Origin of the sequence: Streptomyces sp. MI02-7b (assembly GCF_033793585.1) — a bacterium.
Lineage (GTDB): Bacteria > Actinomycetota > Actinomycetes > Streptomycetales > Streptomycetaceae > Actinacidiphila.
Genome location: NZ_JARAWX010000001.1, coordinates 145,002 through 168,510, shown reverse-complemented (window position 1 = coordinate 168,510; position 23,509 = coordinate 145,002). Strand labels below are relative to the sequence as shown.

Here is a 23,509-nt window from a genome sequence, read left to right as displayed (position 1 = left end):
CCGCAGCCGTCCCGTCTCCCGTCCCGGCCCACTGCACCTCACCCCACTCACCTCACGTCACCTCACCTCACCGCAACGCACCCGCCCCGTGCGCACCAACCCAGGAGGGTTTCACCGCCATGCCAGAAAACCCGCTCACCAGCCGCAGAGGCCTGCTCTTCGGTGCCGCCGCCGTCTCCGTCGGCGCCGCCCTCACCGCCTGCACCAGCAACGAGCCGAAGAAGCAGGAGACGGCCGCGACCAACGTGCCCTCCTCCGGCGACCAGCCCGGCACGCCCGTCACCATCGGCTTCGCCGGCCCCCAGGCCGACCACGGCTGGCTCAACGCCATCAACCAGAACGCCAAGGACCGCGCGGCGACGTACTCGGACGTGACGCTGGAGATCACCGAGGGCTCCAACGACACCGCCGCCCAGATCGGCCAGGTGCAGACGCTGATCAACAAGAAGGTCGACGTGCTGGTGATCCTGCCGGCCGACGGCAAGGCCCTGACCCAGGTGGGGCTGCAGGCCATGAAGGCCGGTATCCCGGTGATCAACCTGGACCGGATCTTCGCCTCCCCGCAGGCGTACCGCTGCTGGATCGGCGGCGACAACTACGGCATGGGCCTCAACGCCGGCAACTACATCGGCGAGCAGCTCAAGGACAAGTCCGACGCCAAGGTGATCGAGCTCGCCGGACTGGACAACCTGGAACTGACCCGCCAGCGCACCCAGGGCTTCGACGACGCCCTGAAGAACTACCCCAACATCAGGAAGGTCGCCCGGCAGGCGGCCGAGTTCACGGTGGAGTCCGGCCAGGCCAAGATGGCCCAGCTGCTCCAGGCGCAGAAGCAGTTCGACGCGGTGTGGAACCACGACGACGACCAGGGCGTCGGCGCCCTGCGCGCCATCGCGCAGGCCGGTCGCGACGACTTCCTCATGGTCGGCGGTGCGGGCGCCAAGTCGGCCATGGACGCCATCAAGGCCGACAACGGCGTGCTGAAGGCCACCGTGCTCTACCCGCCGACGATGGCCGCCTCCGCCATCGACCTGGCCCGCACCCTCGGCCAGAAGAAGGGCATCGGCGGGCTCGCCGAACTGGAGATCCCCGCCTCGATCACCCTCTACTCGGCCGTGGTCACCAAGGCGAACGTCGACCAGTACCTGCCGACGGGCTTCAACTGACAGGCAGCGCCCGCCCGTCCGAACCGAGCAACCGACGAGGAGCAAGGCATGGCTGGTACGGCCGATAACGAGACCCGTGGAGCGGAGGGCGCTGCGCCGGCCCTCGGCATCGGGATGGTCGGCTACGCGTTCATGGGCGCTGCCCATTCCCAGGCGTGGCGCACCGTGGGCCGCGTCTTCGACCTGCCGGTGCGGCCGGTCCTGGCCGCCATCGGCGGCCGGGACGCGGCGGCGGTACGGGCCGCGGCGGCCCGGCACGGCTGGGCCGCCGCGGAGACGGACTGGCGTGACCTGATCACCCGGGACGACGTCCAGCTCGTGGACGTGTGCACCCCGGGGGACAGCCACGCCGAGATCGCCATCGCGGCGCTGGAGGCGGGCAAGCACGTGCTGTGCGAGAAGCCGCTCGCCAATTCGGTGGCGGAGGCCGAGGCGATGGTCGCGGCGGCCGACCGGGCGGCCGGGCGCGGCCAGGTGGCCATGGTCGGCTTCAACTACCGGCGCCTGCCGGCGGCGGCGTACGCCCGCCGGCTGGTCGCCGAGGGCCGGCTCGGCACGATCCGCCATGTGCGGGTCACCTACCTGCAGGACTGGCTCGTCGACCCGGACTTCCCGCTGACGTGGCGGCTCAAGCGGGAGTACGCCGGCTCCGGCGCCCTCGGCGACCTCGGCGCGCACGCCGTGGACCTCGCGCAGTACCTCGTGGGCGAGCCGCTGGTCGGTGTCTCGGCGCTCACCGAGACCTTCGTGCGGGATCGGCCGCTGCTCGCCGGGACGTCGTCGGGCCTGTCGGGCTCCGGCGGCGGCTCCGAGCGGGGGCCGGTCACCGTCGACGACGCCGCACTGTTCACCGGGCGCCTCGCCTCCGGGGCGCTCGCCAACTTCGAGGCCACGCGGATGGCCTCGGGCCGCAAGAACGCCCTGCGGCTGGAGATCAACGGCGAACGGGGTTCGCTCGCCTTCGACCTGGAGCGCCTGAACGAGCTGTTCTTCCACGACCACACCGAGCCCGCCTCCACGTCCGGCTTCCGCCGGATCCTGGTGACCGAGCCGGACCATCCGTACCTGGAGGCGTGGTGGCCGCCGGGCCACGCCCTGGGCTACGAGCACACCTTCACGCACCAGGCGCGCGACCTGGTGCTGGCCGTGGCGGAGGGCACGACGCCCCAGCCGACGTTCGCCGACGGGCTGCAGGTGCAGCGGGTGCTGGCGGCCGTGGAGGAGAGCGCCGAGAAGAACTCCGTGTACACCCCTGTCCCCGCCTGACCGCACCACCGTTTCGAGGAGGTCCTCGCCGTGCCACGTCCCTTCACCCTCTTCACCGGCCAATGGGCCGACCTGCCCCTGGAGGAGGTCTGCCGGCTCGCTCGCGACTTCGGTTACGACGGGCTCGAACTCGCCTGCTGGGGCGACCATTTCGAAGTCGACAAGGCCCTCGCCGACCCCGGGTACCTGGACGGGCGGCGGGCGCTGCTCGACAAGTACGGACTCAAGTGCTGGGCGGTCTCCAACCATCTGGTCGGCCAGGCCGTCTGCGACAACCCGATCGACGAGCGCCACCAGGCGATCCTGCCCGCCAGGATCTGGGGCGACGGTGAGCCCGAGGGCGTCCGGCAGCGGGCGGCCCGCGAGCTGGCCGACACCGCGCGCGCCGCGGCGGCCTTCGGCGTGCGGACCGTCATCGGTTTCACCGGCTCGTCGATCTGGCACCTGGTCGCCATGTTCCCGCCGGTTCCCGAGCGGATGATCGAGCGCGGCTACGAGGACTTCGCCGAGCGGTGGAATCCGATCCTGGACGTCTTCGACGCCGAAGGGGTCCGCTTCGCCCACGAGGTCCACCCCGCCGAGATCGCCTACGACTACTGGACCACGCACCGCGCGATGGAGGCGGTCGGCCACCGGCCGGCGTTCGGGCTGAACTTCGACCCGAGCCACTTCGTGTGGCAGGACCTCGACCCGGTCGGGTTCCTGTGGGACTTCAAGGACCGCATCTACCACGTCGACTGCAAGGAGGCCCGCAAGCGGCTCGACGGCCGCAACGGACGGCTCGGCTCCCATCTGCCGTGGGGCGACCCGCGGCGCGGCTGGGACTTCGTGTCGGCCGGGCACGGCGACGTGCCGTGGGAGGACGTGTTCCGGATGCTCCGCTCGATCGGATACGACGGCCCGGTCTCGGTGGAGTGGGAGGACGCCGGGATGGACCGCCTCGCCGGCGCCCCGGAGGCGCTCTCCCTGCTGAAGCGGTACGACTTCGACCCGCCGTCGGCGTCCTTCGACGCGGCCTTCGGAGGCAGCGACTAGACGCTTTCCCCAGGTCAGGAAGTCAGCAGCCCGCAGCCCGGCGGCAGTGCCGCCGGGCCTGTCGGGCTGCCCGGGCACGGCTTTGTCCTGACGCGGGAGAAAGTTCAACTTATCTGCCACTCAAGGGCTTTCGGTCCCGGACGAACCCGGCTACCGTCCCTGAGGTGTACAGGACATGGGCCTGAAACATGAGGCCGGTCCTGCTCGAGTGACCCGACCAGCGTGACGGCGCACGCCGGTCCCCGGGAAATACCGCACGGCAGCACCATCCGCCCGTACGACCGTTCCTCCGGAGGACACACGTGCACAGACAACGGCCCGGAGCACACCGTTCCCGTATCCGACAGGGATTAGCGCTCCTCACCGGCAGCCTCCTCGCGGCGACCTCCCTCGTCGTCGCGGCCCCGATGGGGGCATCGGCCAGCCCGCTCGACACGGAGCCCGCCGCCGCGGCGGCGGCCGAGCAGTTCCAGCAGGTCACCCTCGCCAAGGGGGAGACCGAGACCGGCGAGCCCATGTCGCTCGCGGTCCTGCCCGACCGCAGCGTGCTGCACACCTCGCGCGACGGCGAGCTGCGCAGGACCGACGCCGCCGGCACCACCACGGTGATCGGCACCGTCCCCGTCTACACCCACGACGAGGAGGGCCTTCAGGGCGTCGGCATCGACCCGGCCTTCAGCCAGAACCGGGCGATCTACCTCTACTACGCGCCCCCGCTCGACACCCCCGCCGGCGACGCGCCCGACCAGGGCACGGCGGCCGACTTCGCGAAGTTCGACGGCGTCAACCGGCTCTCGCGCTTCACCCTCAAGGCGGACTGGACCCTCGACAACGCCAGCGAGAAGAAGGTCCTCGACGTCGCGACGACCCGCGGCATCTGCTGCCACGTCGGCGGCGACATCGACTTCGACGCCCAGGGCAACCTGTACCTGTCGACCGGCGACGACTCCAACCCGTTCGCCTCCGACGGATTCGCACCCATCGACGACCGGCCGGGCCGCAACCCCGCCTACGACGCCCGGCGGACCTCGGGCAACACCAACGACCTGCGCGGCAAGCTGCTGCGCATCAAGGTCGCGGCCGACGGGTCGTACACGATCCCCGAGGGCAACCTCTTCGCCCCGGGAACCGACAAGACCCGGCCCGAGATCTACGCCATGGGCTTCCGCAACCCGTTCCGCTTCAGCGTGGACAAGAAGACCGGCATCGCCTACGTCGGCGACTACGGGCCGGACGCCGGCGCGGCCGACCCCAGTCGCGGTCCCGGCGGCCAGGTCGAATTCGCCCGGGTGACGAAGGCCGGCAACTTCGGCTGGCCCTTCTGCACCGGGAAGAACGACCCCTACGTCGACTACGACTTCGCGACCGGGCAGTCCGGAGCGACCTTCGACTGCGCCGCGCCGAAGAACGACTCGCCGTACAACACCGGCCTGACCGACCTGCCGCCCGCGCAGGCGGCGTGGATCCCCTACGACGGCGGTTCCGTGCCGGAGTTCGGCAGCGGCTCGGAGTCCCCGATGGGCGGCCCGGTCTACCGGTACGACCCCGAACTGGACTCCCCGGTGAAGTTCCCCGAGGCGTACGACGGCGACTTCTTCGCCGGTGAGTTCGGGCGCCGCTGGATCAAGCGCATCGACCAGGACGACAACGGCACCGTCCAGTCCATCAACGACGTTCCCTGGACCGGGACGCAGATCATGGACATGGCCTTCGGCCCGGACGGCGCGCTCTACGTCCTCGACTACGGCACCGCCTGGTTCGGCGGCGACGAGCACTCCGCCCTGTACCGGATCGAGAACGCCACCGACGGCCGCTCCCCGAGTGCCGAGGCCTCCGCGAACAAGACCTCCGGCACCGCCCCGCTGAAGGTGACCTTCTCCTCGGCCGGCACCACCGACCCCGACGGCGACGCCCTCACCTACGCCTGGGACTTCGGTGACGGCGGCACCTCCACCGCGGCCGACCCCGCGCACACCTACCGCACGAACGGCACGTACACCGCCAACCTCACCGTCAAGGACCCGACCGGCCGCACCGCGTCCGCGAGCGTCCAGGTGGTGGTCGGCAACACCGCGCCCAAGGTGACCCTGAACCTGCCCGCCGAAGGCGCCCTGTTCAGCTTCGGCGACGAGATCCCCTTCGATGTGACCGTCACCGACCCCGAGGACGGGACCGTCGACTGCTCCAAGGTCAAGGTCACCTACATCCTCGGCCACGACAGCCACGGCCACCCGGTGACCTCCGTCAACGGCTGCTCCGGCACCATCAAGACCTCCGCCGACGGCGGCCACGACCCCAACGCCAACATCTTCGGCGTCATCGACGCCGAGTACACCGACGGCGGGGGCGGCGGCCAGGAGGCGCTCGCCGGCCACGACCAGGCGCAGCTCCAGCCGCGCCACCGGCAGGCCGAGCACTTCACCTCCTCGTCCGGCGTCGACCTCTTCGACAAGGCCGAGGCCCACGGCGGCCGCACCGTCGGCAACATCGACGACAGCGACTGGATCTCCTTCAAGCCGTACAACCTCGCCGGCTCCGTCCGGCTGACCGCCCGGGTCTCCTCCGGCGGCTCCGGCGGCTTCCTCGAGGTGCGCACCGGCTCGGCCACCGGCCCGATCCTGGGCTCCGCGCCCGTCCCGGTCACCGGCAGTTGGGAGACCTTCCAGGAGATCGACGTGCCGCTGCGGGCCGTGCCGAAGAAGACCACCGAGCTCTTCCTGGTCTTCAAGGGCGGCTCCGGGGCGCTGTACGACCTGGACGACTTCGAGCTCTCCGACGTTCCGGCCGACCGCGCCGCCAAGCGCGTCCTGGTCTTCTCCAGGACCGCCGGCTTCCGCCACGACGCCATCCCGACCGGCATCGCCGCGCTGAAGGAGCTCGGAGCCTCCGCCAACATCACCGTCGACTCGACCGAGGAGCCGAAGCAGTTCACCACGAACAACCTGGCCCGCTACGACGCCGTGGTGTTCCTGTCGACCACCGGTGACGTGCTCAACGCCGAGCAGCAGCAGGCGTTCGAGAACTACGTCAAGGGCGGGGGCGGCTACATGGGCGTCCACGCCGCCGCCGACACCGAGTACGACTGGCCCTTCTACGGCGGCCTCGTCGGTGCCTACTTCCAAGGGCACCCGCAGATCCAGAAGGCCACCGTCCGCACCGAGGACCACGTCCACCCGGCCACCGCGCACCTCGACGAGGCCGGCTGGGAGCACACCGACGAGCTGTACAACTACCGCACCAACCCGCGCGGCCAGGTTCACGTCCTCGCCACCCTGGACGAGACCACCTACCAGGGCGGCACGATGAAGGGCGACCACCCGATCGCGTGGTGCCAGACCTATGAGTCCGGCCGCTCCTTCTACACCGGTCTCGGGCACACCAAGGAGTCCTACGCCGAGCCGGCCTTCCGCCAGCACCTCCTGGGCGGTCTGCGCTACGCCGTCGGGCAGGCCAAGGCCGACTGCAAGCCGCAGACGGGCTACCGGGACCTGTTCAACGGGCACACCCTGGAGGGCTGGAAGCAGGCGGGCCCCGGTACGTTCAACGTCGTCGACGGTGAACTGCGCACCGAGGGCGGTATGGGCCTGCTGTGGTACCAGGCCAAGCAGTTCGGCTCGTACTCGCTGAAGCTCGACTGGAAGATGGACGGCGACGACAACTCCGGTGTCTTCGTGGGCTTCCCGGCCTCCGACGATCCCTGGTCCGCGGTGGACAAGGGCTACGAGGTCCAGATCGACGCCACCGACGCCCCGGACCGCACCACCGGCGCCGTCTACACCTTCAAGTCGGCCAACCTCAAGGCCCGCGACCAGGTGCTGCGGCCTCCGGGCCAGTGGAACAGCTACGAGATCAAGGTCCAAGGCGAGCGGCTCCAGGTCTTCCTCAACGGAGTCAAGATCAACGACTTCACCAACACCGACCCCGCCCGCAGCCTGAAGGACGGCTACATCGGCCTGCAGAACCACGGGGCCGACGACCAGGTGTCCTTCCGCAACGTCCAGATCAAGGAGCTGCCCTCCTCGTAGGGCAGTCCCTGCCGGCACCCACGAGCCGGCGGCGGGCGGGGAGACGCCGTGCCCCCGCCCGCCGCCCCCACCCCCATGGAGCAGGGAGAGGCAGCCGTGACGCATCCGCACGCCCAGGAACCAGACCGCCCGTCGCCCGACCGCACCGGAGTGTGGCTCATCGGAGCCCGCGGCTCTGTCGCCACCACGGCCGTCGCCGGATGCGCGGCGGTCACCGCCGGGCTCCGCCCGGCGACAGGCATGGTGACCGAGACCCCGCCCTTCGCCGAGGCCGGTCTTCCGGCGCTGTCGTCCCTGGTCTTCGGCGGACACGACACGGCTGCCTGCCCCCTGGGCAAGCGGGCCGAACTCCTCGCGGAGGGCGGCGTCCTGCCGCACGGCCTGCCGTCCGCGCTGCACACCGAACTCGCCGCCGCCGACCAGGAGATCCGCACCGGCGGCCCCCTTCCGGGCGACACCCGCGGCGACGAGGAACTGATCGCGGCGTTCGCCGCGGACATCACCTCCTTCACCCGGCGCCACGCCCTGCGCCGGACGGTGGTCGTCAACGTCGCCTCCACCGAAGCCGTGCCGGAACCCGGCAGCACCCGCCTGCCGGCGAGCTCCCTCTACGCCGCCGCGGCGGTCGATGCGGGCTGCTCCTACGTGAACTTCACCCCGTCCACCGGGATACGGACCGCAGCCCTCGCCGACGCGGCCGCCGCACGAGGGCTGCCGTACGCCGGCCGGGACGGGAAGACCGGGCAGACCCTGCTCCGCTCCGTCCTCGCCCCGATGTTCGTGCAGCGCGCGCTGGCGGTGCGGGCGTGGTCCGGCAGCAACCTGCTCGGCGGCGGCGACGGGGCGGCGCTCGCGGACCCCGCGGCGGCCGCGGCCAAGAACGCCGGGAAGGAGCGCGTCCTCGCCGACATCCTCGGCGGCGCACCCGAGGGCGAGGTGCACATCGACGACGTCCCGGCTCTCGGCGACTGGAAGACCGCCTGGGACCACATCGCCTTCGACGGCTTCCTCGGCACCCGCATGGTCCTGCAGACCACATGGCAGGGGTGCGACTCCGCCCTGGCGGCGCCCCTCGTCCTCGACCTCGCCCGGCTGGTCGCACGCGCCCACGAGGCCGGACTGACCGGCCCGCTGCCCGAGCTCGCCTTCTACTTCAAGGACCCCGACCCGGGTGCCCCCGCCTCGCTGGCCGACCAGTACGCCGCGTTGCTCACCCTCGCCGCCAGGCTGGGGGAGTCACGGTGACGCCCCCACCGGTCCCGCAGACCTCCGCCGTCGCCGCGGAGGGCCGGGTCCCGACGGCGGGGGAGCCGTGCCCGTGTGCCCCGGGTCGGCACGGGAGAGCCTGCGACGGCGCCGCCCGGCAGGCGGACGGCGCTCCGGCGCCCGACGCGCCGGTACCGGCCGCGCGGTTCTGGGCGTGGGCCGAACTGCTGCGCATCTCCGCCCTGTTCACTGTGCCCGGTGACGCCCTCGCGGGCGCGGCGGCCGCCGGGAGGCGCCCGCACCGCGGCACGTTCCTCGCCGTCGGGACGTCACTGTGCCTCTACCACGCGGGCATGGCCCTCAATGACTACGCCGACCGTGACGAGGACGCCGTCGACCGCCCGCACCGCCCCATCCCGTCGGGCCGGATCACCCCCGCGGCGGCCCTGACGGCAGCCGGGGCGCTCACCGTGGCGGGGCTGGCGCTCGCCCGCCGCGCGGGGCGCGCCCCGCTGGTCGCCGCCACGGCCCTGGCGGCGACGGTCTGGTCCTACGACCTGGCGCTGAAACACACCTCGGCCGGGCCGGCGGCCATGGCCTCGGCCCGCGCGCTCGACCTCCTCCTCGGCGCGACGGCCACCCGCCCAGGCGCATTCGCCGCAGCCCTGCCCCATGCGGGAGTGCTCGGCGCGCACACCTACGCCGTGACATCGGTGTCCCGGCACGAGACGCAGGGCCGTTCCACGGCGGCTCCGCTGGCGGCGGTGGCCGTGACCGCGGGCATCGCCACCCTCACCGCCGGCGGTGCCGACGCACTCCGCTCGCTCCGCGCCTCCCGGCGGTCCCCGGGTGACGCGGCTCTCCCGGCGTCCGCCGGCCGCCGCGCCGGGGTCCGCGCACGCGCGGCCCGGCGACCGGTGAACCCGCCCCGGGTCGTCGCCGCCCTGGCGGCGGCCTCCTACGCCCGTACCGCCCTCACCCCTTTCCTGCACGCCGCTCTCAATCCCTCACCGCCGCTGACCCAACGGGGAGTCGGCGCCGGAATCCGCGCCATGATCCCGCTGCAGGCGGCCCTGGCGGCCCGCTCCGGCGCCGGCACCACCGCGCTGGCGGTCCTCGCGCTCGGCCCCCTGGCCCGGCGGCTGGCCCGGAAGGTGAGCCCCACATGACCCTGCGCCTCGGCTACGGAACCAACGGCCTCACCGACCTCCGTCTCGACGACGCGCTCGCCCTCCTCGCCGACCTCGGCTACGACGGCGTCGGACTCACCCTCGACCACATGCATCTGGACCCCCTCGCGCCCGATCTCGCCGGCCGCACCCGGCGCCTCGCGGGGCGCCTGGACCGGCTCGGCCTCCAGGTCACCGTCGAGACCGGTGCCCGCTACGTCCTCGACCCGCGGCGCAAGCACGGCCCCTCCCTCCTCGACCCGGACCCCGACGCCCGCGCCGGCCGCGCCGGGCTGCTGGTGCGGGCCGTGCAGGTCGCCGCGGACCTCGGCGCACACGCCGTGCACTGCTTCAGCGGCATCACCCCCGACGGCACCTCGCCCGCCGTCGCCTGGGACCGCCTTCAGTCCGCCCTCACCCCCGTCCTGGACGCCGCCGCCACCGCCGGCGTCCCGCTCGCCGTCGAACCCGAACCGGGCCATCTCCTCGCGCGCCTGGAGGACTTCCACCACCTGCGCGCACTCCTCGGCGACCCCGGCCCGCTCGGCCTCACGCTCGACATCGGCCACTGCCAATGCCTGGAACCCGACGCCCCGGCCGAGTGCGTCACGCGGGCCGCACCCTGGCTCCGGCACGTCCAGATCGAGGACATGCGCCGCGGCGTCCACGAACACCTCCCCTTCGGTGACGGCGAGATCGACTTCCCGCCCGTGCTCCAGGCCCTCGCTGACACCGGCTACCAGGGCCTGACCGTCGTCGAACTGCCCCGCCACTCCCACGCGGGACCCGAACTCGCGCGCACCTCCCTCGACTTCCTGCGCTCCCACGCCCCCACGATCGGAGCAACGGCATGACCCCACCCACCCGTGAGGACCTCCGCAACCGGCTCGGCGACGACGCCCGCACCTGGCTCGACACAGCCCTCGCCGACGCCGCCCGCAGCGCCACCGCGGCCCGGGACGACGCCCCGGGCCGCAGACGCACCGTAGCCCCCTGGGAGCTGAGCTTCGCCTCCGCCGGCCGCCACTGCGGGCAGGACCAGGCCGACGCCGTGCGCGTCCTTCTGCTCCGCGAGGCACGCCCCGACGCCCGCACCCTGACGCGGCTGTACCGGCAGGGCACCGCCGCGGAACGCCGCGCGGTCCTCCTCGTCCTTCCGCACCTGACACCCGAGCCCGCGGACGGTCTGCCCCTCGTCGAGGACGCGCTGCGCACCAACGACACCCGGCTGGTGGCCGCCGCCGTCGGCCCCTACGCCGCCGAGCACCTCGACCCGCACGCCTGGCGGCAGGCCCTTCTGAAGTGCCTGTTCACGGGCGTCCCCGTGGACGCGGCAGACCGGCTCGAGGACCGCGCCCGAGGCGACGCCGAACTGGCCCGCATGCTCGGCGACTACGCCGCCGAGCGCACCGCCGCGGGCCGGCCCGTCCCCGTCGACCTCCACCGCCTCCTCGCCCTGACCTCCCCCACGGAGCAGCCCTGATGCGCATCTTCGACCCCCACATCCACATGACCTCCCGCACCACCGACGACTACCAGGCCATGCACGACGCCGGTGTGCGCGCCCTGGTCGAACCCTCCTTCTGGCTCGGACAGCCCCGTACCTCGCCCGAGTCGTTCTTCGACTACTTCGACTCCCTCCTCGGCTGGGAACCCTTCCGCGCGGCGCAGTACGGCATCGCCCACCACTGCACCATCGCCCTGAACCCCAAGGAGGCCAACGACCCGCGCTGCACTCCCGTCCTGGACGCCCTGCCCCGCTACCTGGTCAAGGACAACGTCGTCGCCGTCGGGGAGATCGGCTACGACTCCATGACGCCGGCCGAGGACACCGCGTTGGCCGCCCAGCTCCAGCTCGCCGCGGACCACGGACTGCCCGCCCTCGTGCACACCCCGCACCGGGACAAGCTCGCCGGGATGCGCCGCACCATCGACGTCGTCCGCGAGTCGTCGCTCGACCCCGAACACGTCCTCCTGGACCACCTCAACGAGACCACCGTCAAGGAGGCCGCCGACAGCGGCTGCTGGCTCGGGTTCTCCGTCTACCCCGACACGAAGATGGACGAGGACCGCATGGTCGCCGTACTGAAGGCCCACGGCACGGAGAAGATCCTCGTCAACTCCGCCGCCGACTGGGGCAAGAGCGACCCCCTCAAGACCCGGCGCACCGCCGACGCGATGCTGGCCGCCGGCTTCGGCGACGACGACGTCGACCAGGTCCTGTGGCGCAATCCCGTGGCCTTCTACGGCCGCAGCGGCAGGCTCCATCTGGAGGCCCCCGCCACCGGGGCCCTGCACGAGGGCAACTCCGTGCTCCGCGGCGGGGAATGAGGGGACGGCAACCATGCGCTTCCGCCATCCCGACGGTTCCGTCGTCCACCTGTCGTACTGCACCAACGTGCACCCCGCGGAGACGCTCGACGGGGTCCTGGCCCAGCTCCGCGACCACTGCGAACCCGTCCGCAGGCGCCTGGGCCGCGACCGCCTCGGCATCGGCCTGTGGCTCGCCAAGGACGCCGCGCGCGCCCTGCACACCGATCCGGCGTCCCTGCGCGGACTGCGCTCCGCCCTCGACCGGCGCGGTCTGGAGGTCGTCACCCTCAACGGCTTCCCGTACGAGGGGTTCGGCGCGAACGAGGTCAAGTACCGCGTCTACCGGCCCGACTGGACCGAACCCGAACGCCTCGCCTACACCAGCGTCCTCGCCGACCTGCTCGCCGCCCTGCTCCCGGACGACGTCACGGAGGGGTCCGTCTCCACCCTCCCGCTCGCCTGGCGCACCCGGTTCGACGAGCGCGCCGCCGCGACCGCCCGCACCGCCCTCACCACCCTGGCCGAACATCTCGACGCCCTCGCCGAGCTCACCGGGAAGTCCATCAGGATCGCCCTGGAACCCGAGCCGGGCTGCACCATCGAGACCACCGCCGACGCGATCGGACCCCTGACGGCCGTCGCGCACCCCCGCATCGGCATCTGCGTCGACACCTGCCATCTCGCCACCTCCTTCGAAGAACCCGTCGCGGCGCTGAACGCGCTCACCGCCGCCGGCATCGCCATCCCCAAGGTCCAGCTCTCCGCCGCCCTGCACGCCGAACACCCCGATCTCCCCGGCGTACGCGACGCACTGGCCGCCTTCGCCGAACCCCGCTTCCTGCACCAGACCCGCACCCGCACCGACGACGGCCTCCACAGCACCGACGACCTCCACGAGGCACTCACCCCGGACGCCCTTCCCACGGACGCCCCCTGGCGCTCGCACTTCCACGTGCCCCTGCACGCGCCACCGGCACCACCCCTCACCTCCACCCTCGGCGTCCTGAAGGACGCCCTCGGCCGCCTCGTCGGCGGTCCCGTACCGCTCACCCACCACCTGGAGGTCGAGACCTACACCTGGCAGGCGCTCCCCGCCGAGCTGCGCCCGCGCACCCGCGCCCAGCTCGCCGACGGGATCGCGGCCGAACTCGGCCTCGCCCGCGACCTCCTTCACGACCTCGGCCTCAAGGAACTGCCATGAACGCCACCCCCGGGCCGACCCCGCTCCTGGTCCTGGACGTCGTCGGCCTCACGCCGCGGCTGCTCGAGCACATGCCGCACCTGAGGCGATTCGCCGACGGGGGCTCCCGGGCCCCGCTCGGCACCGTCCTCCCGGCCGTCACCTGCGCCGCGCAGTCCACCTTCCTCACCGGCTCCCTTCCCTCCGAACACGGCATCGTCGGCAACGGCTGGTACTTCCGCGAGCTCGGCGACGTCCTGCTGTGGCGCCAGCACAACTGGCTGGTCGCCGGCGACAAGCTCTGGGACGCCGCCCGACGCGCCCACCCCGGCTACACCGTCGCCAACATCTGCTGGTGGTACGCGATGGGCGCCGACACCGACATCACGGTCACCCCGCGCCCCGTCTACTACGCCGACGGCCGCAAGGAACCCGACTGCTACACCCGCCCGCCGGAGCTCCACGACGAACTCACCGAGGCGTACGGCACCTTCCCCCTCTTCCACTTCTGGGGTCCGGGCGCCGACATCGTCTCCAGCCGCTGGATCGTCGACGCCACCCGGCACATCCTGCGCACCCGCACCCCCGACCTCGCCCTCTGCTACCTCCCGCACCTCGACTACGACCTGCAGCGCCACGGACCGGACGACCCCCGCTCCCGCCGGGCCGCCGCGGACCTGGACACGGCGATGGCCCCGCTCCTCGACGACGCGCGGCGCGAAGGGCGCACCGTGATCGTCCTGTCCGAGTACGCCATCACCCCGGTGAGCCGTCCCATCGACATCAACCGGGCGCTGCGCCGCGCCGGCCTGCTCGAGGTCCACACGCAGGACGGCATGGAGTACCTCGACCCGATGGCCTCCCGTGCCTTCGCGGTCGCCGACCACCAGATCGCCCATGTGTACGTGCGCCGCCCCGAGGACCTCGAGGCCACCCGTGCGACCCTCGCCGTGTTGCCGGGGATCGCCGAACTCCTCGACGACGAGGGCAAGAAGCGGCACGGTCTCGACCACCACCGCTCCGGCGAACTCGTGGCCGTCGCCGACCCCGACGCGTGGTTCACGTACTACTACTGGCTCGACGACGACCGCGCGCCGGACTTCGCGCAGCTCGTCGAGATCCACCGCAAACCCGGCTACGACCCCGTCGAGCTGTTCATGGACCCCGCCGACCCCTACGTCCGTGTCAAGGCGGCGACGGCCCTCGCCCGCAAGAAGCTCGGCATGCGCTACCGCATGGCGGTCGTACCGCTCGATCCCTCGCCTATTCGCGGCAGCCATGGCCGCCTGCCGGCGAGCGACGACGAAGGTCCCCTCATTCTCTGCTCCGTCCCCCGTGCCCTCAGCGGCCGCGTCGCGGCCACCGATGTGAAGTCCCTGCTCCTGCGGTTGGCAGGACTGCACTGACCTCACTGATCCAACTGAACCAGACCCCACCGACAACTCGGAGTTATCCACAATGAGCGGCAACAGTCGTACAAACAGCACCCCTGACCCGGAGCTCAGCCGCAAGCTCAGCAGACGCGGCATGCTCGGTGTCGCCGCCGGCGCCTCCGCGGCCGCCCTCCTCGGCGCCACCGCCCCCTCCGCCGCCGCCCACGGCAGGGGCCATGACCAGGACCACCACAAGAACCACGGCGAGGGCGGCCACGGACGTCCCGTGCTGCCTCCCGGCCGCCTCGGCATCCAGCTCTACTCGCTGCGCGACAAGGTCGCCGCCCTCGGCTTCGCCCCCGTCTTCGCAGAGCTCGAGAAGTACGGCTACGACGAGGTGGAGTACGCCGGCTACACCCAGGGTTCGGCCGGCGCGATCACCCTCGCCCAGCTGCGCGGGCTCGCCCGCGACCACGGACTGAAGGCCATCGGCAGCCACGTCGGCTACTACGACGACGGCGACCCCGGCGCGTACACCTTCGCCCAGAACCTCACCAAGGTCCTCGACGACGCCGAGGCCCTGGGCCTGAAGCACATCGGCACCGCATCCGGCCCCTGGCGCTACGGCAGCACCGTCGACGGCTGGAAGCGCTGCGCCGAGGAGTTCAACGTGTTCGGCGCCGCCGCCAGGGCCCGCGGCATGAAGTTCTACCAGCACAACCACGCCGACGAGTTCTCCTTCGCCACCGACCGCCCGAACGTCCGGCTGTACGACGTGCTCCTCGCCGAGACCGATCCGCGCCTGGTGTACCTGGAGATGGACATCTACTGGGCGTTCGTCGGGCAGCACCGCTTCTCCCAGCGCGCCGACGGCACCCCCGCCCCCTTCGACCCGCTGCGCTACGTCCTCAAGCAGCCCGACCGCTACCCGCTCTTCCATGTCAAGGACGGCGAGCGCGACGACACCTCCGGCGACGGCTACCGCATGGTCGACGTCGGCGACGGGGACATCGACTACCAGCGGTTCATCTCGGCCGTGACGCGCACCCACGGCGACCGCCCGTCCCACCACTGGCAGACCGAGCACGACGCCCCGGCCGACTCCCTGTCCTTCGCCCGCCGGTCGAGCGCGTACCTGCACTCGCTGCGCGAGAAGGACTGCTGACGGTCCTTCCGCGGGCACTCGCCGAAACGCCGGTGCCGCCGCACCCCGTCGACCGGGGCGCGGCGGCACGGGCGTTTCTGCCAGGCGCCGGCGGAAGAGCCGCGGACCCGGGGGAGTGCGCCTGCGCATGCCCACGGGCCTGCCGCCCTCACGACCGGTTCGCCGACCGGCCTGCGCGCACGATCAGCCGGCGTCGCCCGCGGCAGCCCCGGCGCTCCCGCCGTTCTCGGTGCTCTCGGCCGCCTCGGGGTCCTCGGGGGCGAGGAGCACGGCTATGCCCACGCGGTGCGCGATCGCGTCGCTGATACGGGGGTTGAACAGCGCCGCGAGGGAACCGCGGTGGTGGGGGCTGAGGACGAGCAGGTCGGCCCCGAACTTCTCGGCCTCCTCGGTGATGGTCTCGGGGACCTGCTGGACCAGGCCGGTCGCGAGCGCGCCGTCGGCCTCGACCCCGTCCTTGCGGACCTCGGCGAGCGCCTCGGCCAGGATCGCCTTGGCCTCGGCGTCGTCCTCCAGAGGCATGACCGCGTTGTACGCCACAGCGGAGGTGGCGACGTGCAGGACGTGGACCCGGGCGCCGGAGAGCCGGGCGAGGCCGTGGGCCGTGCGCAGGGCGGTGTGGCGGGCGGCGGTGGGGTCGATGGCGACCATGATGCGCTGGAACATTGCGTCTTCATCTCCGTACAGAGCTTCTGGAAAAAGCAGCCGTTCATGCGAATACCGGCCCAGTACATCTATCACCACCGCTCGTCGCGGGAATCCCCGGTTGACGGGATGGGGGGTCCGTGCCGCGTCTTGGCGTTCCACCACCCGCCACCGGTCGCCTTGCCGCGGCGCGGATGACGCCCCGGGTACGACGGCGTGAACGTGGAGCGGCCGGCACCGGGCAGGGGTACGGGGACAGCCTGCCACCCCCGCGTGCCTGCTCACCCCGGGTTCACGCGACCTAGAATCACCGAGGGCCCTGTCACGATGGCGTGCCCGTGCCGTGCCGCCAACCCAGTGGAGGATGTCCGTGACCGAGCCGAACAGCGGGGCGGGGACCGACGTGTCCGAGCTTTCCCCGGTACCCGCACCCGCGGCCGGACCGGCGTCCACCGACCCGGTGCGGAGCTCCCGGTTCGCGTCCCTGCTCCTGGACAGCCACCGCCGCCTGGTGGGTGTCGGGCTCTGCCCGCCGGTCTGGTCCTCTGAAGCCGAGGCCGCCGCATGGCTCTACGAGGACGCGCCGTTCGGGCTGCTCGTGCACGACACCTCGGCCGACCCGCGGTTCGTCTACGCCAATCGCACGGCGCAGCGCTGCTTCGGCTACTCCTGGGAGGAATTCGTCGGCCTGCCGTCGCGCCTGTCGGCCGGCCCCGGCGACCAGGAGGACCGGGACGCCTTCCTGGCGGCGGTCGACGACCGCGGCTACGCCGACGGTTACCGGGGACTGCGCCTCCACAAGGACGGCCGGAACTTCTGGATCGAGGACGTCTGCATGTGGAACCTGGTGGACGCCGACGGCGAGCGGCACGGTCAGGCCGCGGTCTTCGGCTCGTGGTCGCCGGCGTCGCCGGCCTCCCCGGCCGCGACCGACCCGGACATCGGGGACGCGGCGGACGCCGCTTCCGGGGCGCGGACGTGAGGCAGACGGCCGCCGCGGCATTCCCGGTGCCGCGATGAGCGGTGTGCCGGAGCCGGACGGCCCCGACGAGCCGTGCCGCGAGGTGGACGCCACCCTGGCGCGCGTCTTCGGGCTGTTCGGCAAGCGGTGGACCGGTCTCGTCCTGGCCGTACTCACCGAGTCGCCGACGTACTACGCCCAGCTGCGCCGAGCCGTCCCCGGGATCAGCGAACGCATGCTCTCGGAGCGTCTCGCCGAGCTGGTGGACGCCGGACTCGTGGTCCGGGACGTCGACCCCGGGCCCCCGCTGCGCGTCCGCTACGAGGTGACCGAAGCGGGCGCCGCCCTGCGTCCCGCCCTGACCGCGCTGGCCCGCTGGGCCGACGAGCACTACCCCGGGACGTAGCGCATCCGGCCGGGCGGCGGGCCTTATCCGGAACGAAGGGTCAATTTCTCCTCGCCCGCGTGAACCCGTATCGCGCGGGAAATCTGTATCGATCGTTCCTGTCGGGTGTATGCTCCGCGGCATGGCACGTGTGAGGGAGTTCGACACCGAGACGGCTGTGGATGCCGCGATGAACGCCTTCCGCCGCAAGGGCTACGAAGGCACCTCGGTGCAGGACCTGGTCGACGCCACGGGCGTGGGCCGGGGCTCGTTGTACGCGGCCTTCGGCAGCAAGGAGGGCCTCTACCTGGCCGCCATGGACCGCTACCGCGAGCGGTACGCCCTGCCGCTGGTCGAGCTGCTGCACGGTGGCGCACCTGCGCGGGAGCTGTTGCGCGAGGTCATGGTGGCGACCGTGGACGGGATCGTGCGCGACGGCGGCCGGCAGGCCTGTCTGATCGTCGGCGCCACCACCGAGCGGGTATCCCACGACGCCGACGTGGCCGCGCACGTGCGCTCGACGACCACCTCGCTGGAGGACGCGCTGCGCGACGTCACGCCGAGGCGCAGGAGGACGGGCTGCTGTCCTCGGCCCGTGATCCCCGCGACCTGGCCAGGTTCCTCCTGGTGACGATGCAGGGCCTGAAAGTGATGGGTGGCGTCAACCCGGACCGGGCCTCGCTGATGGCGGCCGCGGAGGCCGCCCTGTCCGTACTCGGCTGAGGCGGCGAGGGCCCCGGGTCAGCTGTACCTCAGGTCGCTGATGTCGATCGCGACCATCAACGCGTCGGGCAGGGCACTGCCGTCGTCCCCGCAGCGGTAGGCGCGGCGCCTGGACGGCATGCGCAGACCCTGGGCCTCGATGTAGTCGTGGAGGTACTGGGCCGCCGGGAACCCGCCCGCCACGTCGACGCGGTAGTCGTGCCGGCGCAGCAGGAGGTCGTCCCCGAAGTAGAACTCCTGCTCCCGGCTGTGGCCGGCGATGCCGTCGGGGAAGGTGGCCCGCAGGCCACGCCACCGTTCGCCGTTCTCGTGCACGTCGGCGACGGCGGTGACCGTGACTCCCGGCATGGCGAGCAGGAAGGGAGTGGTCAGATAGGTCCACAGCGCGTACCCGTTGAAGTAGGCCCTGTGCAGGGCGTCCCAGGGCGTGGTGAACTCGTGTCCCTCGAAGGACGCCCGCGGGTCCAGGCGTTCCGTGACCACGGTCCCGTCGCTCCGCTCGATCGCCACCCGGCCGGGGGAGAACGCGGTCCGCTGGTCGGGTGCGCCGTAGGGCCGGACCGACGCCCATTCCTCGTGGAGCCGCACGGTCATCTCCCGCGGGTCCGGATCCTGCGGCACGCCCTTGATCGCCCACAGACCGCCCCCGGTGACGATCGTCGCGCGGAGCTCGGAGAACTGCGCGTAGCGATCGCTGCCGCCGTGCGCCTGGAGGATCTGTGCCAGTAATTGGTCCACAGCACGGTGTCCGTTCGCCGGTCCCTGCCGACCCCGGCGGGGTCGTTCCGGGTGGGGGTGGTGCCGATCCGGACGTCCGCCCGGTACGGGCCTTGCCGTCGATTTTCCCAGGCCCGCGTGAGGCCCACAAAGCGAAAACGTCGCGCATCCGCGGCCGTCGCCACTTACTGGGGATTAGTAGCTCACCTTCCACTTTGTCCGGGCGGGCACGGTCCGCAACGTGGAGTCATGAATGACTACGGACACCCCCTCTCGTTCGGGCTGAGCCTGGACCCCGATGCCGCGACGCCGACCCGGACGAGGGCACTCGCCCAGCAGGCCGAGGCGCGGGGCCTTGACTACCTCGCCGTCCAGGACCACCCCTACCAGCCCGGCCACCTCGATGCGTGGACCCTGATCGGCCACCTGTCCGGGATGACACAACGGATCTCCTTCCTCACCGATGTCGCCGATCTCCAACTGCGACCGCCGACCATGCTGGCCAAGGCCGCCGCCTCGCTGAGCGTGCTCACCGGCGGGCGCGTGCAGCTCGGGGTCGGCGGCGGAGCCTTCCCGGAGGCGATCGCCTCGATGGGCGGTGTGCCCCGCAGCGGCGCGGCGATGGTCGACTTCACCGAGGGGGCCGTGAGCCTGCTGCGCGGCGCACTCGCCGGCGGGCCGGTGCGGCTCCGCAGCGCGCATCACACCGTCGAGGGCTACCGGGCGGGACCGGTACCCCCCGCGCCGGCCGGCGTGTGGCTCGGCGCGCAGAAGCCCAGGATGCTCGCGCTGACCGGCCGGGCCGCCGACGGCTGGATCTCCCCGCTGAACATCTACGTGCCCCCCGAGCGGGTGCCCGGCACCCAGCGTCTCATCGACGAGGCGGCCGAGGCCGCGGGGCGCGCACCGGCGTCGATCCGCCGCGTCTACAACGTCATCGGGGTGATCGGCCGGCAGCCTGGCCCGGGGCTCGTCGGGGACGCCCGGCGCTGGGTGGACACCCTCAGCGAGTGGGCGGTCGGACTGGGCTTCGACACCTTCGTCTTCTGGCCCGCCGCCGAGCCGGAGAGCCAGCTCGCGGTGTTCGCCGAAGAGGTGGTCCCGGCGGTGCGCGAGCGCGTCGCACGTCTGCGGAGCGCCCGATGACCGCCGTCCCGCGCCCGGTTCCCCCGGGGCTCGCGGGCAAGCTCGTCACACCCGGGGACCGCCGCTACGGCGCGCTCCGCTCCACCTACACCCGCGCGGGCAGCCCCGCCCTGGTCGCGTTGCCGGAATCCCCGAGCGACGTGGCGAGCGCCCTGGCCCTCGCCGCGGACCAGCGGTTGCGCGTCTCGGTCCGCAGCGGTGGTCACGGCCTGTCGGGCGCCGCCACCAACGACGGGGGGCTGGTCATCGACCTGAGCGCGATGCGCGGTGTGCGGGTCCTGGACCGCGGGGCGCGCCTCGTGCGGGTGGAGGCCGGTGCCCGCTGGGCGGAGGTCGCGCGGGCGCTTGCTCCGCACGGGCTCGCCATCAGCTCCGGCGACCACGGCAATGTCGGCGTGGGCGGGCTGGCCACCGGCGGAGGCATCGGCTGGCTGGTGCGCTCCTACGGGCTGACCATCGACCACGTGCGCGCCGTCGAGGTGGTGCTGGCCGACGGCTCGCTGGTCCGCGCCGACGCCGAGCACGAGCCCGACCTGCTGTGGGCCATGCGCGGAGCCGGATCGGGCACCGCGATCGCGACCGCCTTCGAGATCGAGGCGGTCGAACTCGGCATGATCGGGTACGCCGAGGCCACCGTCGTGGTGGACTCCGCGGGCACGGCCCTGCGCCGCTGGGCCGCCCTGATGGCCGCGGCGCCCAGGGAGCTGTCGACCGCCGTGAACCTCTCCGGCCAGGGATCCTTCGCGGTCGCCTCCGTCACCGCGATCGTCGCCTCCGACAGCGAGTCCGTCATCCGGGGCGCCCTGGAACCGCTCGCGGGCCTGGGGGACACCGTCCTCCACCAGGCGTACGTCCTGCCGTACCCGCAGTTGCTCTCCACGGCGCAACTGCACGGGCACAACGGACAGATGCCGGTCGTGACCACCAACGGGCTGCTCACACGGATGACCCCGGAGGCGGCCAGGTCACTCGTCGCGGCGGTCACCGCCCCCGAGCCCGTCCTGGTCCAGATGCGGTCGCTGGGCGGCGCGGTCAACGACATGGACCCTGCCGCGACTGCCTACCCGCACCGCCACCAGCGGACCCTCGTCACCGCCACGGCCTTTCCTCCCGGGGACGGCGAGACGCTGTCGGCCGCGTGGAAGCCGCTGCTTCCGCGCACCGACGGCGCCTACGTGAATTTCGAGAGCCGTCCCGACGAGGAGACCTTCGCCCGCGCCTACCCGGGAGGGACCGGCGCGCGCGTCACCGAACTGCGGCGGCGCTACGACCCCGACGGCGTCCTGCGCCCACGGGCCCTCTGACCGGGACGGCCGACGACGACGGCGCTTGTGTCCGGAACCGGTTCCGGACACAAGCGCCGTCGTCGTCGCTTGCGGTCGCGTCCTCTCCCTACGGCCGTCGCGGGTCCGCCTCCGGGGCGGTCGCGCTCCTCCGCGGCCGGGCCGGCCGGGCGTCGCGGAGGCGGTGCGCACGCACGAGGAACACGAGGAAGACGCCGGCCAGGACGTCGTCCGACATCCCGGCCAGGACCTTGTCCGGTGCGGTGTCCGTGGAACGTGCGATGGCCTCCACGAGGCGTGCCAGGTCCTCGGTGGCGGCGTCCTGGGCGCTCACGGGGCCGGCGCTGTCGCGGATCGTGCGGTGGACGGTCATGGTGCTCCTTCGTTCGGGCCCCGTGTGTGCAGCAGGCCGCGCCCGGCACCGTGGGGTGCCGGGCGCGGCCGCGTCGGGTCAGCGTGCGGCGACGCGCCGTGCGGTGTCCTTGCCCTTGGCCGCGGCGTCCTCCAGGGCCCTGGTCCAGGAGGCCTCGGCCAGGGGCACGAGTTCGCTCATGGCCGGGTTGGACGCCGCCGCGGTCAGTTCGGGGACGATGAAGTCGACGTCCAGGCCCATGTACTCGCCGAGGATGGCCCGCAGGTAGTTCTGCACGTACTCGGACGAGGCCCGGGGGGTGCCCGGTGCGTAGGAGCCGCCGCGGCTGGCGACGACGGTGACCGGCAGGTCCTTCACGCTGGAGGCGTCCCCCGTCGTGCGGCCGACCACGAGCACATGGTCGATCCAGCTCTTGAGCGTCGAGGGGATCGTGAAGTTGTACATCGGGGCGCCGATGAGGACGGCGTCGGCTTGCTCCAGTTCCTCGATCAGGTCCAGGCGCCTGGCGAAAGCCGCCGCCTGGTCGGGGGTGCGGGATGTGGCGTCCACCAGGGCCGCGGTGAACGCGTGGACGTCGAGGTGGGGGAGCGGGGCCGCGGCGAGGTCGCGGTGGACCACGGTGCCGTCGGGATGCTGCTCCCGCCAGGCGTCGCGGAAGGTGCGGGCCACGGTGCGGGAAGCGGAGTCCGCGCCGGGGTGGAGGGAGGAGTCGAGGTGGAGCAGGGTTGCCATGGTGTCTTCCGGGGGGTGGAGGGGCGGTTCTTGCACGACCGGTCGTGGGTCCACGGTCCGCCAGGGGTTCACCCCGGAACAAAGGAAGGATTAGGTGCTAATCTTGGGTAAGTGGAAGCGAGTACCCCGTCACCCCGGCCGCGCGACGTCCGCGGCATCAACGACAGCAGCTGCCCGAACCTCCAGGGCGCCCTGGAACTCGTAGGGCGCCGCTGGACGGGCGGGATCCTGGAGGCGGCGTCGCACGGGGCCCGGCGCTTCGGCGAGTACCGGGCCATGGTCAGCGGCATCTCCGACCGCCTGCTCGCGCAGCGTCTGAAGGAGCTGGAGGCCGAGGGGCTGATCGAGCGCACGGTGGTGCCGACCACGCCCGTGCAGATCCGCTACACCCTCGCCCCGGAGGGCCGGACGCTCGTGGAGGCCCTGCAACCCCTGGCCATGTGGAGCGCCCGGCGCCTCGGCCGCGTGGACGAGGCGCCGGTCCGGCGCCGCGGCGTGCCGCCGGGCGGCGCCGGGTGACGGCCGGCCGATGGACGCGGCCCCGACGCGGACCCTGGCGGGGGCTCCTGCGACCAGGTTCCCCGATGCCACGGCGGCGCGCGCCCGCGCCGCGTGCGAACCCTGGTACGGCGCTGTCCGGCGGTCT

At 72.5% G+C, this 23,509-nt stretch carries 22 protein-coding genes; 18 read left to right on the top strand and 4 right to left on the bottom strand.

Annotated features, from left to right (window positions below; genetic code table 11):
• Nucleotides 1-119: 119 nt before the first annotated feature.
• The 12 genes from PV364_RS00725 (at nt 120) to PV364_RS00670 (ending at nt 15,898) form a co-directional block, all read left to right on the top strand.
• Nucleotides 120-1,166, top strand: coding sequence for a substrate-binding domain-containing protein (locus PV364_RS00725; RefSeq protein WP_319657556.1), 1,047 nt, complete (start codon nt 120-122; stop codon nt 1,164-1,166).
• A gap of 48 nt (nt 1,167-1,214) precedes the next feature.
• The gene (locus PV364_RS00720; RefSeq protein ID WP_319657555.1) at nt 1,215-2,432 is read left to right on the top strand and encodes a Gfo/Idh/MocA family oxidoreductase; all 1,218 of its coding nucleotides are present in this window, start codon (nt 1,215-1,217) and stop codon (nt 2,430-2,432) included.
• A gap of 30 nt (nt 2,433-2,462) precedes the next feature.
• Nucleotides 2,463-3,467 (top strand): sugar phosphate isomerase/epimerase family protein, encoded by a 1,005-nt coding sequence (locus PV364_RS00715; RefSeq protein ID WP_319657554.1) that lies wholly within the window; start codon nt 2,463-2,465, stop codon nt 3,465-3,467.
• Between the two features lie 407 nt (nt 3,468-3,874).
• Nucleotides 3,875-7,492 (top strand): ThuA domain-containing protein, encoded by a 3,618-nt coding sequence (locus tag PV364_RS00710; protein WP_415924513.1) that lies wholly within the window; start codon nt 3,875-3,877, stop codon nt 7,490-7,492.
• A gap of 75 nt (nt 7,493-7,567) precedes the next feature.
• Nucleotides 7,568-8,737 carry an inositol-3-phosphate synthase gene (locus PV364_RS00705; protein WP_415924517.1) on the top strand — a complete coding sequence of 390 codons (1,170 nt, stop codon included), beginning with the start codon at nt 7,568-7,570 and terminating at the stop codon, nt 8,735-8,737.
• Complete coding sequence (locus PV364_RS00700; protein WP_415924512.1) at nt 8,734-9,867, top strand: SCO3242 family prenyltransferase; 1,134 nt, start codon at nt 8,734-8,736, stop codon at nt 9,865-9,867. The genes PV364_RS00705 and PV364_RS00700 overlap by 4 nt, the downstream gene beginning before the upstream one ends.
• Nucleotides 9,864-10,721: a sugar phosphate isomerase/epimerase family protein gene (locus PV364_RS00695; RefSeq protein WP_319657551.1), complete on the top strand. Its 858-nt coding sequence runs from the start codon at nt 9,864-9,866 to the stop codon at nt 10,719-10,721. Before PV364_RS00700 ends, PV364_RS00695 begins: the two co-directional genes overlap by 4 nt.
• A complete protein-coding gene (locus PV364_RS00690) occupies nt 10,718-11,350 on the top strand; it encodes an EboA domain-containing protein (protein WP_319657550.1) in 633 nt (210 codons plus the stop codon). The genes PV364_RS00695 and PV364_RS00690 overlap by 4 nt, the downstream gene beginning before the upstream one ends.
• Nucleotides 11,350-12,198, top strand: coding sequence for a TatD family hydrolase (locus PV364_RS00685; RefSeq protein ID WP_319657549.1), 849 nt, complete (start codon nt 11,350-11,352; stop codon nt 12,196-12,198). Before PV364_RS00690 ends, PV364_RS00685 begins: the two co-directional genes overlap by 1 nt.
• A 13-nt stretch (nt 12,199-12,211) precedes the next feature.
• Complete coding sequence (eboE, locus tag PV364_RS00680; RefSeq protein WP_319657548.1) at nt 12,212-13,381, top strand: metabolite traffic protein EboE; 1,170 nt, start codon at nt 12,212-12,214, stop codon at nt 13,379-13,381.
• Nucleotides 13,378-14,766 carry an alkaline phosphatase family protein gene (locus PV364_RS00675; protein ID WP_319657547.1) on the top strand — a complete coding sequence of 463 codons (1,389 nt, stop codon included), beginning with the start codon at nt 13,378-13,380 and terminating at the stop codon, nt 14,764-14,766. Before eboE ends, PV364_RS00675 begins: the two co-directional genes overlap by 4 nt.
• A gap of 52 nt (nt 14,767-14,818) precedes the next feature.
• Nucleotides 14,819-15,898 carry a sugar phosphate isomerase/epimerase gene (locus PV364_RS00670; protein ID WP_319657546.1) on the top strand — a complete coding sequence of 360 codons (1,080 nt, stop codon included), beginning with the start codon at nt 14,819-14,821 and terminating at the stop codon, nt 15,896-15,898.
• 183 nt (nt 15,899-16,081) lie between these two features.
• On the opposite strand, the gene PV364_RS00665 is transcribed toward PV364_RS00670, so the two are convergent.
• Entirely contained in the window at nt 16,082-16,564 is a 483-nt protein-coding gene (locus PV364_RS00665) for a universal stress protein (protein ID WP_319657545.1), read from the bottom strand.
• A gap of 349 nt (nt 16,565-16,913) precedes the next feature.
• Here PV364_RS00665 and PV364_RS00660 point away from each other — a divergent pair, with 349 nt between their 5' ends.
• The 3 genes from PV364_RS00660 to PV364_RS00650 all read left to right on the top strand — a co-directional run bounded on the left by PV364_RS00660 (nt 16,914) and on the right by PV364_RS00650 (nt 18,520).
• Nucleotides 16,914-17,525, top strand: a complete 612-nt coding sequence (locus tag PV364_RS00660; RefSeq protein ID WP_319657544.1) for an MEKHLA domain-containing protein — start codon at nt 16,914-16,916, stop codon at nt 17,523-17,525.
• Nucleotides 17,526-17,559: 34 nt separating this feature from the next.
• Nucleotides 17,560-17,910, top strand: coding sequence for a helix-turn-helix domain-containing protein (locus PV364_RS00655; protein WP_319657543.1), 351 nt, complete (start codon nt 17,560-17,562; stop codon nt 17,908-17,910).
• 121 nt (nt 17,911-18,031) lie between these two features.
• On the top strand, nt 18,032-18,520 hold the full coding sequence (locus PV364_RS00650; RefSeq protein ID WP_319657542.1) for a TetR/AcrR family transcriptional regulator: 489 nt from the start codon (nt 18,032-18,034) through the stop codon (nt 18,518-18,520).
• A gap of 110 nt (nt 18,521-18,630) precedes the next feature.
• On the opposite strand, the gene PV364_RS00645 is transcribed toward PV364_RS00650, so the two are convergent.
• Nucleotides 18,631-19,350: a hypothetical protein gene (locus tag PV364_RS00645; RefSeq protein WP_319657541.1), complete on the bottom strand. Its 720-nt coding sequence runs from the start codon at nt 19,348-19,350 to the stop codon at nt 18,631-18,633.
• Between the two features lie 228 nt (nt 19,351-19,578).
• Between PV364_RS00645 and PV364_RS00640 the strand changes: the two genes are divergently transcribed.
• Nucleotides 19,579-20,475 carry an LLM class flavin-dependent oxidoreductase gene (locus PV364_RS00640; protein WP_319657540.1) on the top strand — a complete coding sequence of 299 codons (897 nt, stop codon included), beginning with the start codon at nt 19,579-19,581 and terminating at the stop codon, nt 20,473-20,475.
• Entirely contained in the window at nt 20,472-21,779 is a 1,308-nt protein-coding gene (locus tag PV364_RS00635) for an FAD-binding oxidoreductase (protein ID WP_319657539.1), read from the top strand. The genes PV364_RS00640 and PV364_RS00635 overlap by 4 nt, the downstream gene beginning before the upstream one ends.
• Before the next feature lie 88 nt (nt 21,780-21,867).
• Here PV364_RS00635 and PV364_RS00630 read toward each other — a convergent pair whose 3' ends face one another.
• Nucleotides 21,868-22,131: a hypothetical protein gene (locus PV364_RS00630; protein ID WP_319657538.1), complete on the bottom strand. Its 264-nt coding sequence runs from the start codon at nt 22,129-22,131 to the stop codon at nt 21,868-21,870.
• A gap of 78 nt (nt 22,132-22,209) precedes the next feature.
• Nucleotides 22,210-22,863, bottom strand: a complete 654-nt coding sequence (locus tag PV364_RS00625; protein ID WP_319657537.1) for an FMN-dependent NADH-azoreductase — start codon at nt 22,861-22,863, stop codon at nt 22,210-22,212.
• A 111-nt stretch (nt 22,864-22,974) separates the two neighbouring features.
• On the opposite strand from PV364_RS00625, the gene PV364_RS00620 reads away from it, so the two are divergent.
• Complete coding sequence (locus PV364_RS00620) at nt 22,975-23,382, top strand: helix-turn-helix domain-containing protein (RefSeq protein WP_319657536.1); 408 nt, start codon at nt 22,975-22,977, stop codon at nt 23,380-23,382.
• Nucleotides 23,383-23,509: the final 127 nt, after the last annotated feature.

What these genes read in the sequence shown, in the direction of transcription:
- PV364_RS00690 (WP_319657550.1), top strand. Translation starts at nt 10,718, where the DNA reads ATGACCCCACCCACCCGTGAGGACCTCCGCAACCGGCTCGGCGACGAC.
- eboE (WP_319657548.1), top strand. Translation starts at nt 12,212, where the DNA reads ATGCGCTTCCGCCATCCCGACGGTTCCGTCGTCCACCTGTCGTACTGC.
- PV364_RS00640 (WP_319657540.1), top strand. Translation starts at nt 19,579, where the DNA reads ATGAATGACTACGGACACCCCCTCTCGTTCGGGCTGAGCCTGGACCCC.
- PV364_RS00665 (WP_319657545.1), bottom strand. Translation starts at nt 16,564, where the DNA reads ATGTTCCAGCGCATCATGGTCGCCATCGACCCCACCGCCGCCCGCCAC.
- PV364_RS00650 (WP_319657542.1), top strand. Translation starts at nt 18,032, where the DNA reads ATGGCACGTGTGAGGGAGTTCGACACCGAGACGGCTGTGGATGCCGCG.
- PV364_RS00625 (WP_319657537.1), bottom strand. Translation starts at nt 22,863, where the DNA reads ATGGCAACCCTGCTCCACCTCGACTCCTCCCTCCACCCCGGCGCGGAC.
- PV364_RS00695 (WP_319657551.1), top strand. Translation starts at nt 9,864, where the DNA reads ATGACCCTGCGCCTCGGCTACGGAACCAACGGCCTCACCGACCTCCGT.
- PV364_RS00725 (WP_319657556.1), top strand. Translation starts at nt 120, where the DNA reads ATGCCAGAAAACCCGCTCACCAGCCGCAGAGGCCTGCTCTTCGGTGCC.
- PV364_RS00705 (WP_415924517.1), top strand. Translation starts at nt 7,568, where the DNA reads ATGGAGCAGGGAGAGGCAGCCGTGACGCATCCGCACGCCCAGGAACCA.
- PV364_RS00685 (WP_319657549.1), top strand. Translation starts at nt 11,350, where the DNA reads ATGCGCATCTTCGACCCCCACATCCACATGACCTCCCGCACCACCGAC.
- PV364_RS00710 (WP_415924513.1), top strand. Translation starts at nt 3,875, where the DNA reads ATGGGGGCATCGGCCAGCCCGCTCGACACGGAGCCCGCCGCCGCGGCG.
- PV364_RS00655 (WP_319657543.1), top strand. Translation starts at nt 17,560, where the DNA reads ATGAGCGGTGTGCCGGAGCCGGACGGCCCCGACGAGCCGTGCCGCGAG.
- PV364_RS00675 (WP_319657547.1), top strand. Translation starts at nt 13,378, where the DNA reads ATGAACGCCACCCCCGGGCCGACCCCGCTCCTGGTCCTGGACGTCGTC.
- PV364_RS00630 (WP_319657538.1), bottom strand. Translation starts at nt 22,131, where the DNA reads ATGACCGTCCACCGCACGATCCGCGACAGCGCCGGCCCCGTGAGCGCC.
- PV364_RS00635 (WP_319657539.1), top strand. Translation starts at nt 20,472, where the DNA reads ATGACCGCCGTCCCGCGCCCGGTTCCCCCGGGGCTCGCGGGCAAGCTC.
- PV364_RS00670 (WP_319657546.1), top strand. Translation starts at nt 14,819, where the DNA reads ATGAGCGGCAACAGTCGTACAAACAGCACCCCTGACCCGGAGCTCAGC.
- PV364_RS00720 (WP_319657555.1), top strand. Translation starts at nt 1,215, where the DNA reads ATGGCTGGTACGGCCGATAACGAGACCCGTGGAGCGGAGGGCGCTGCG.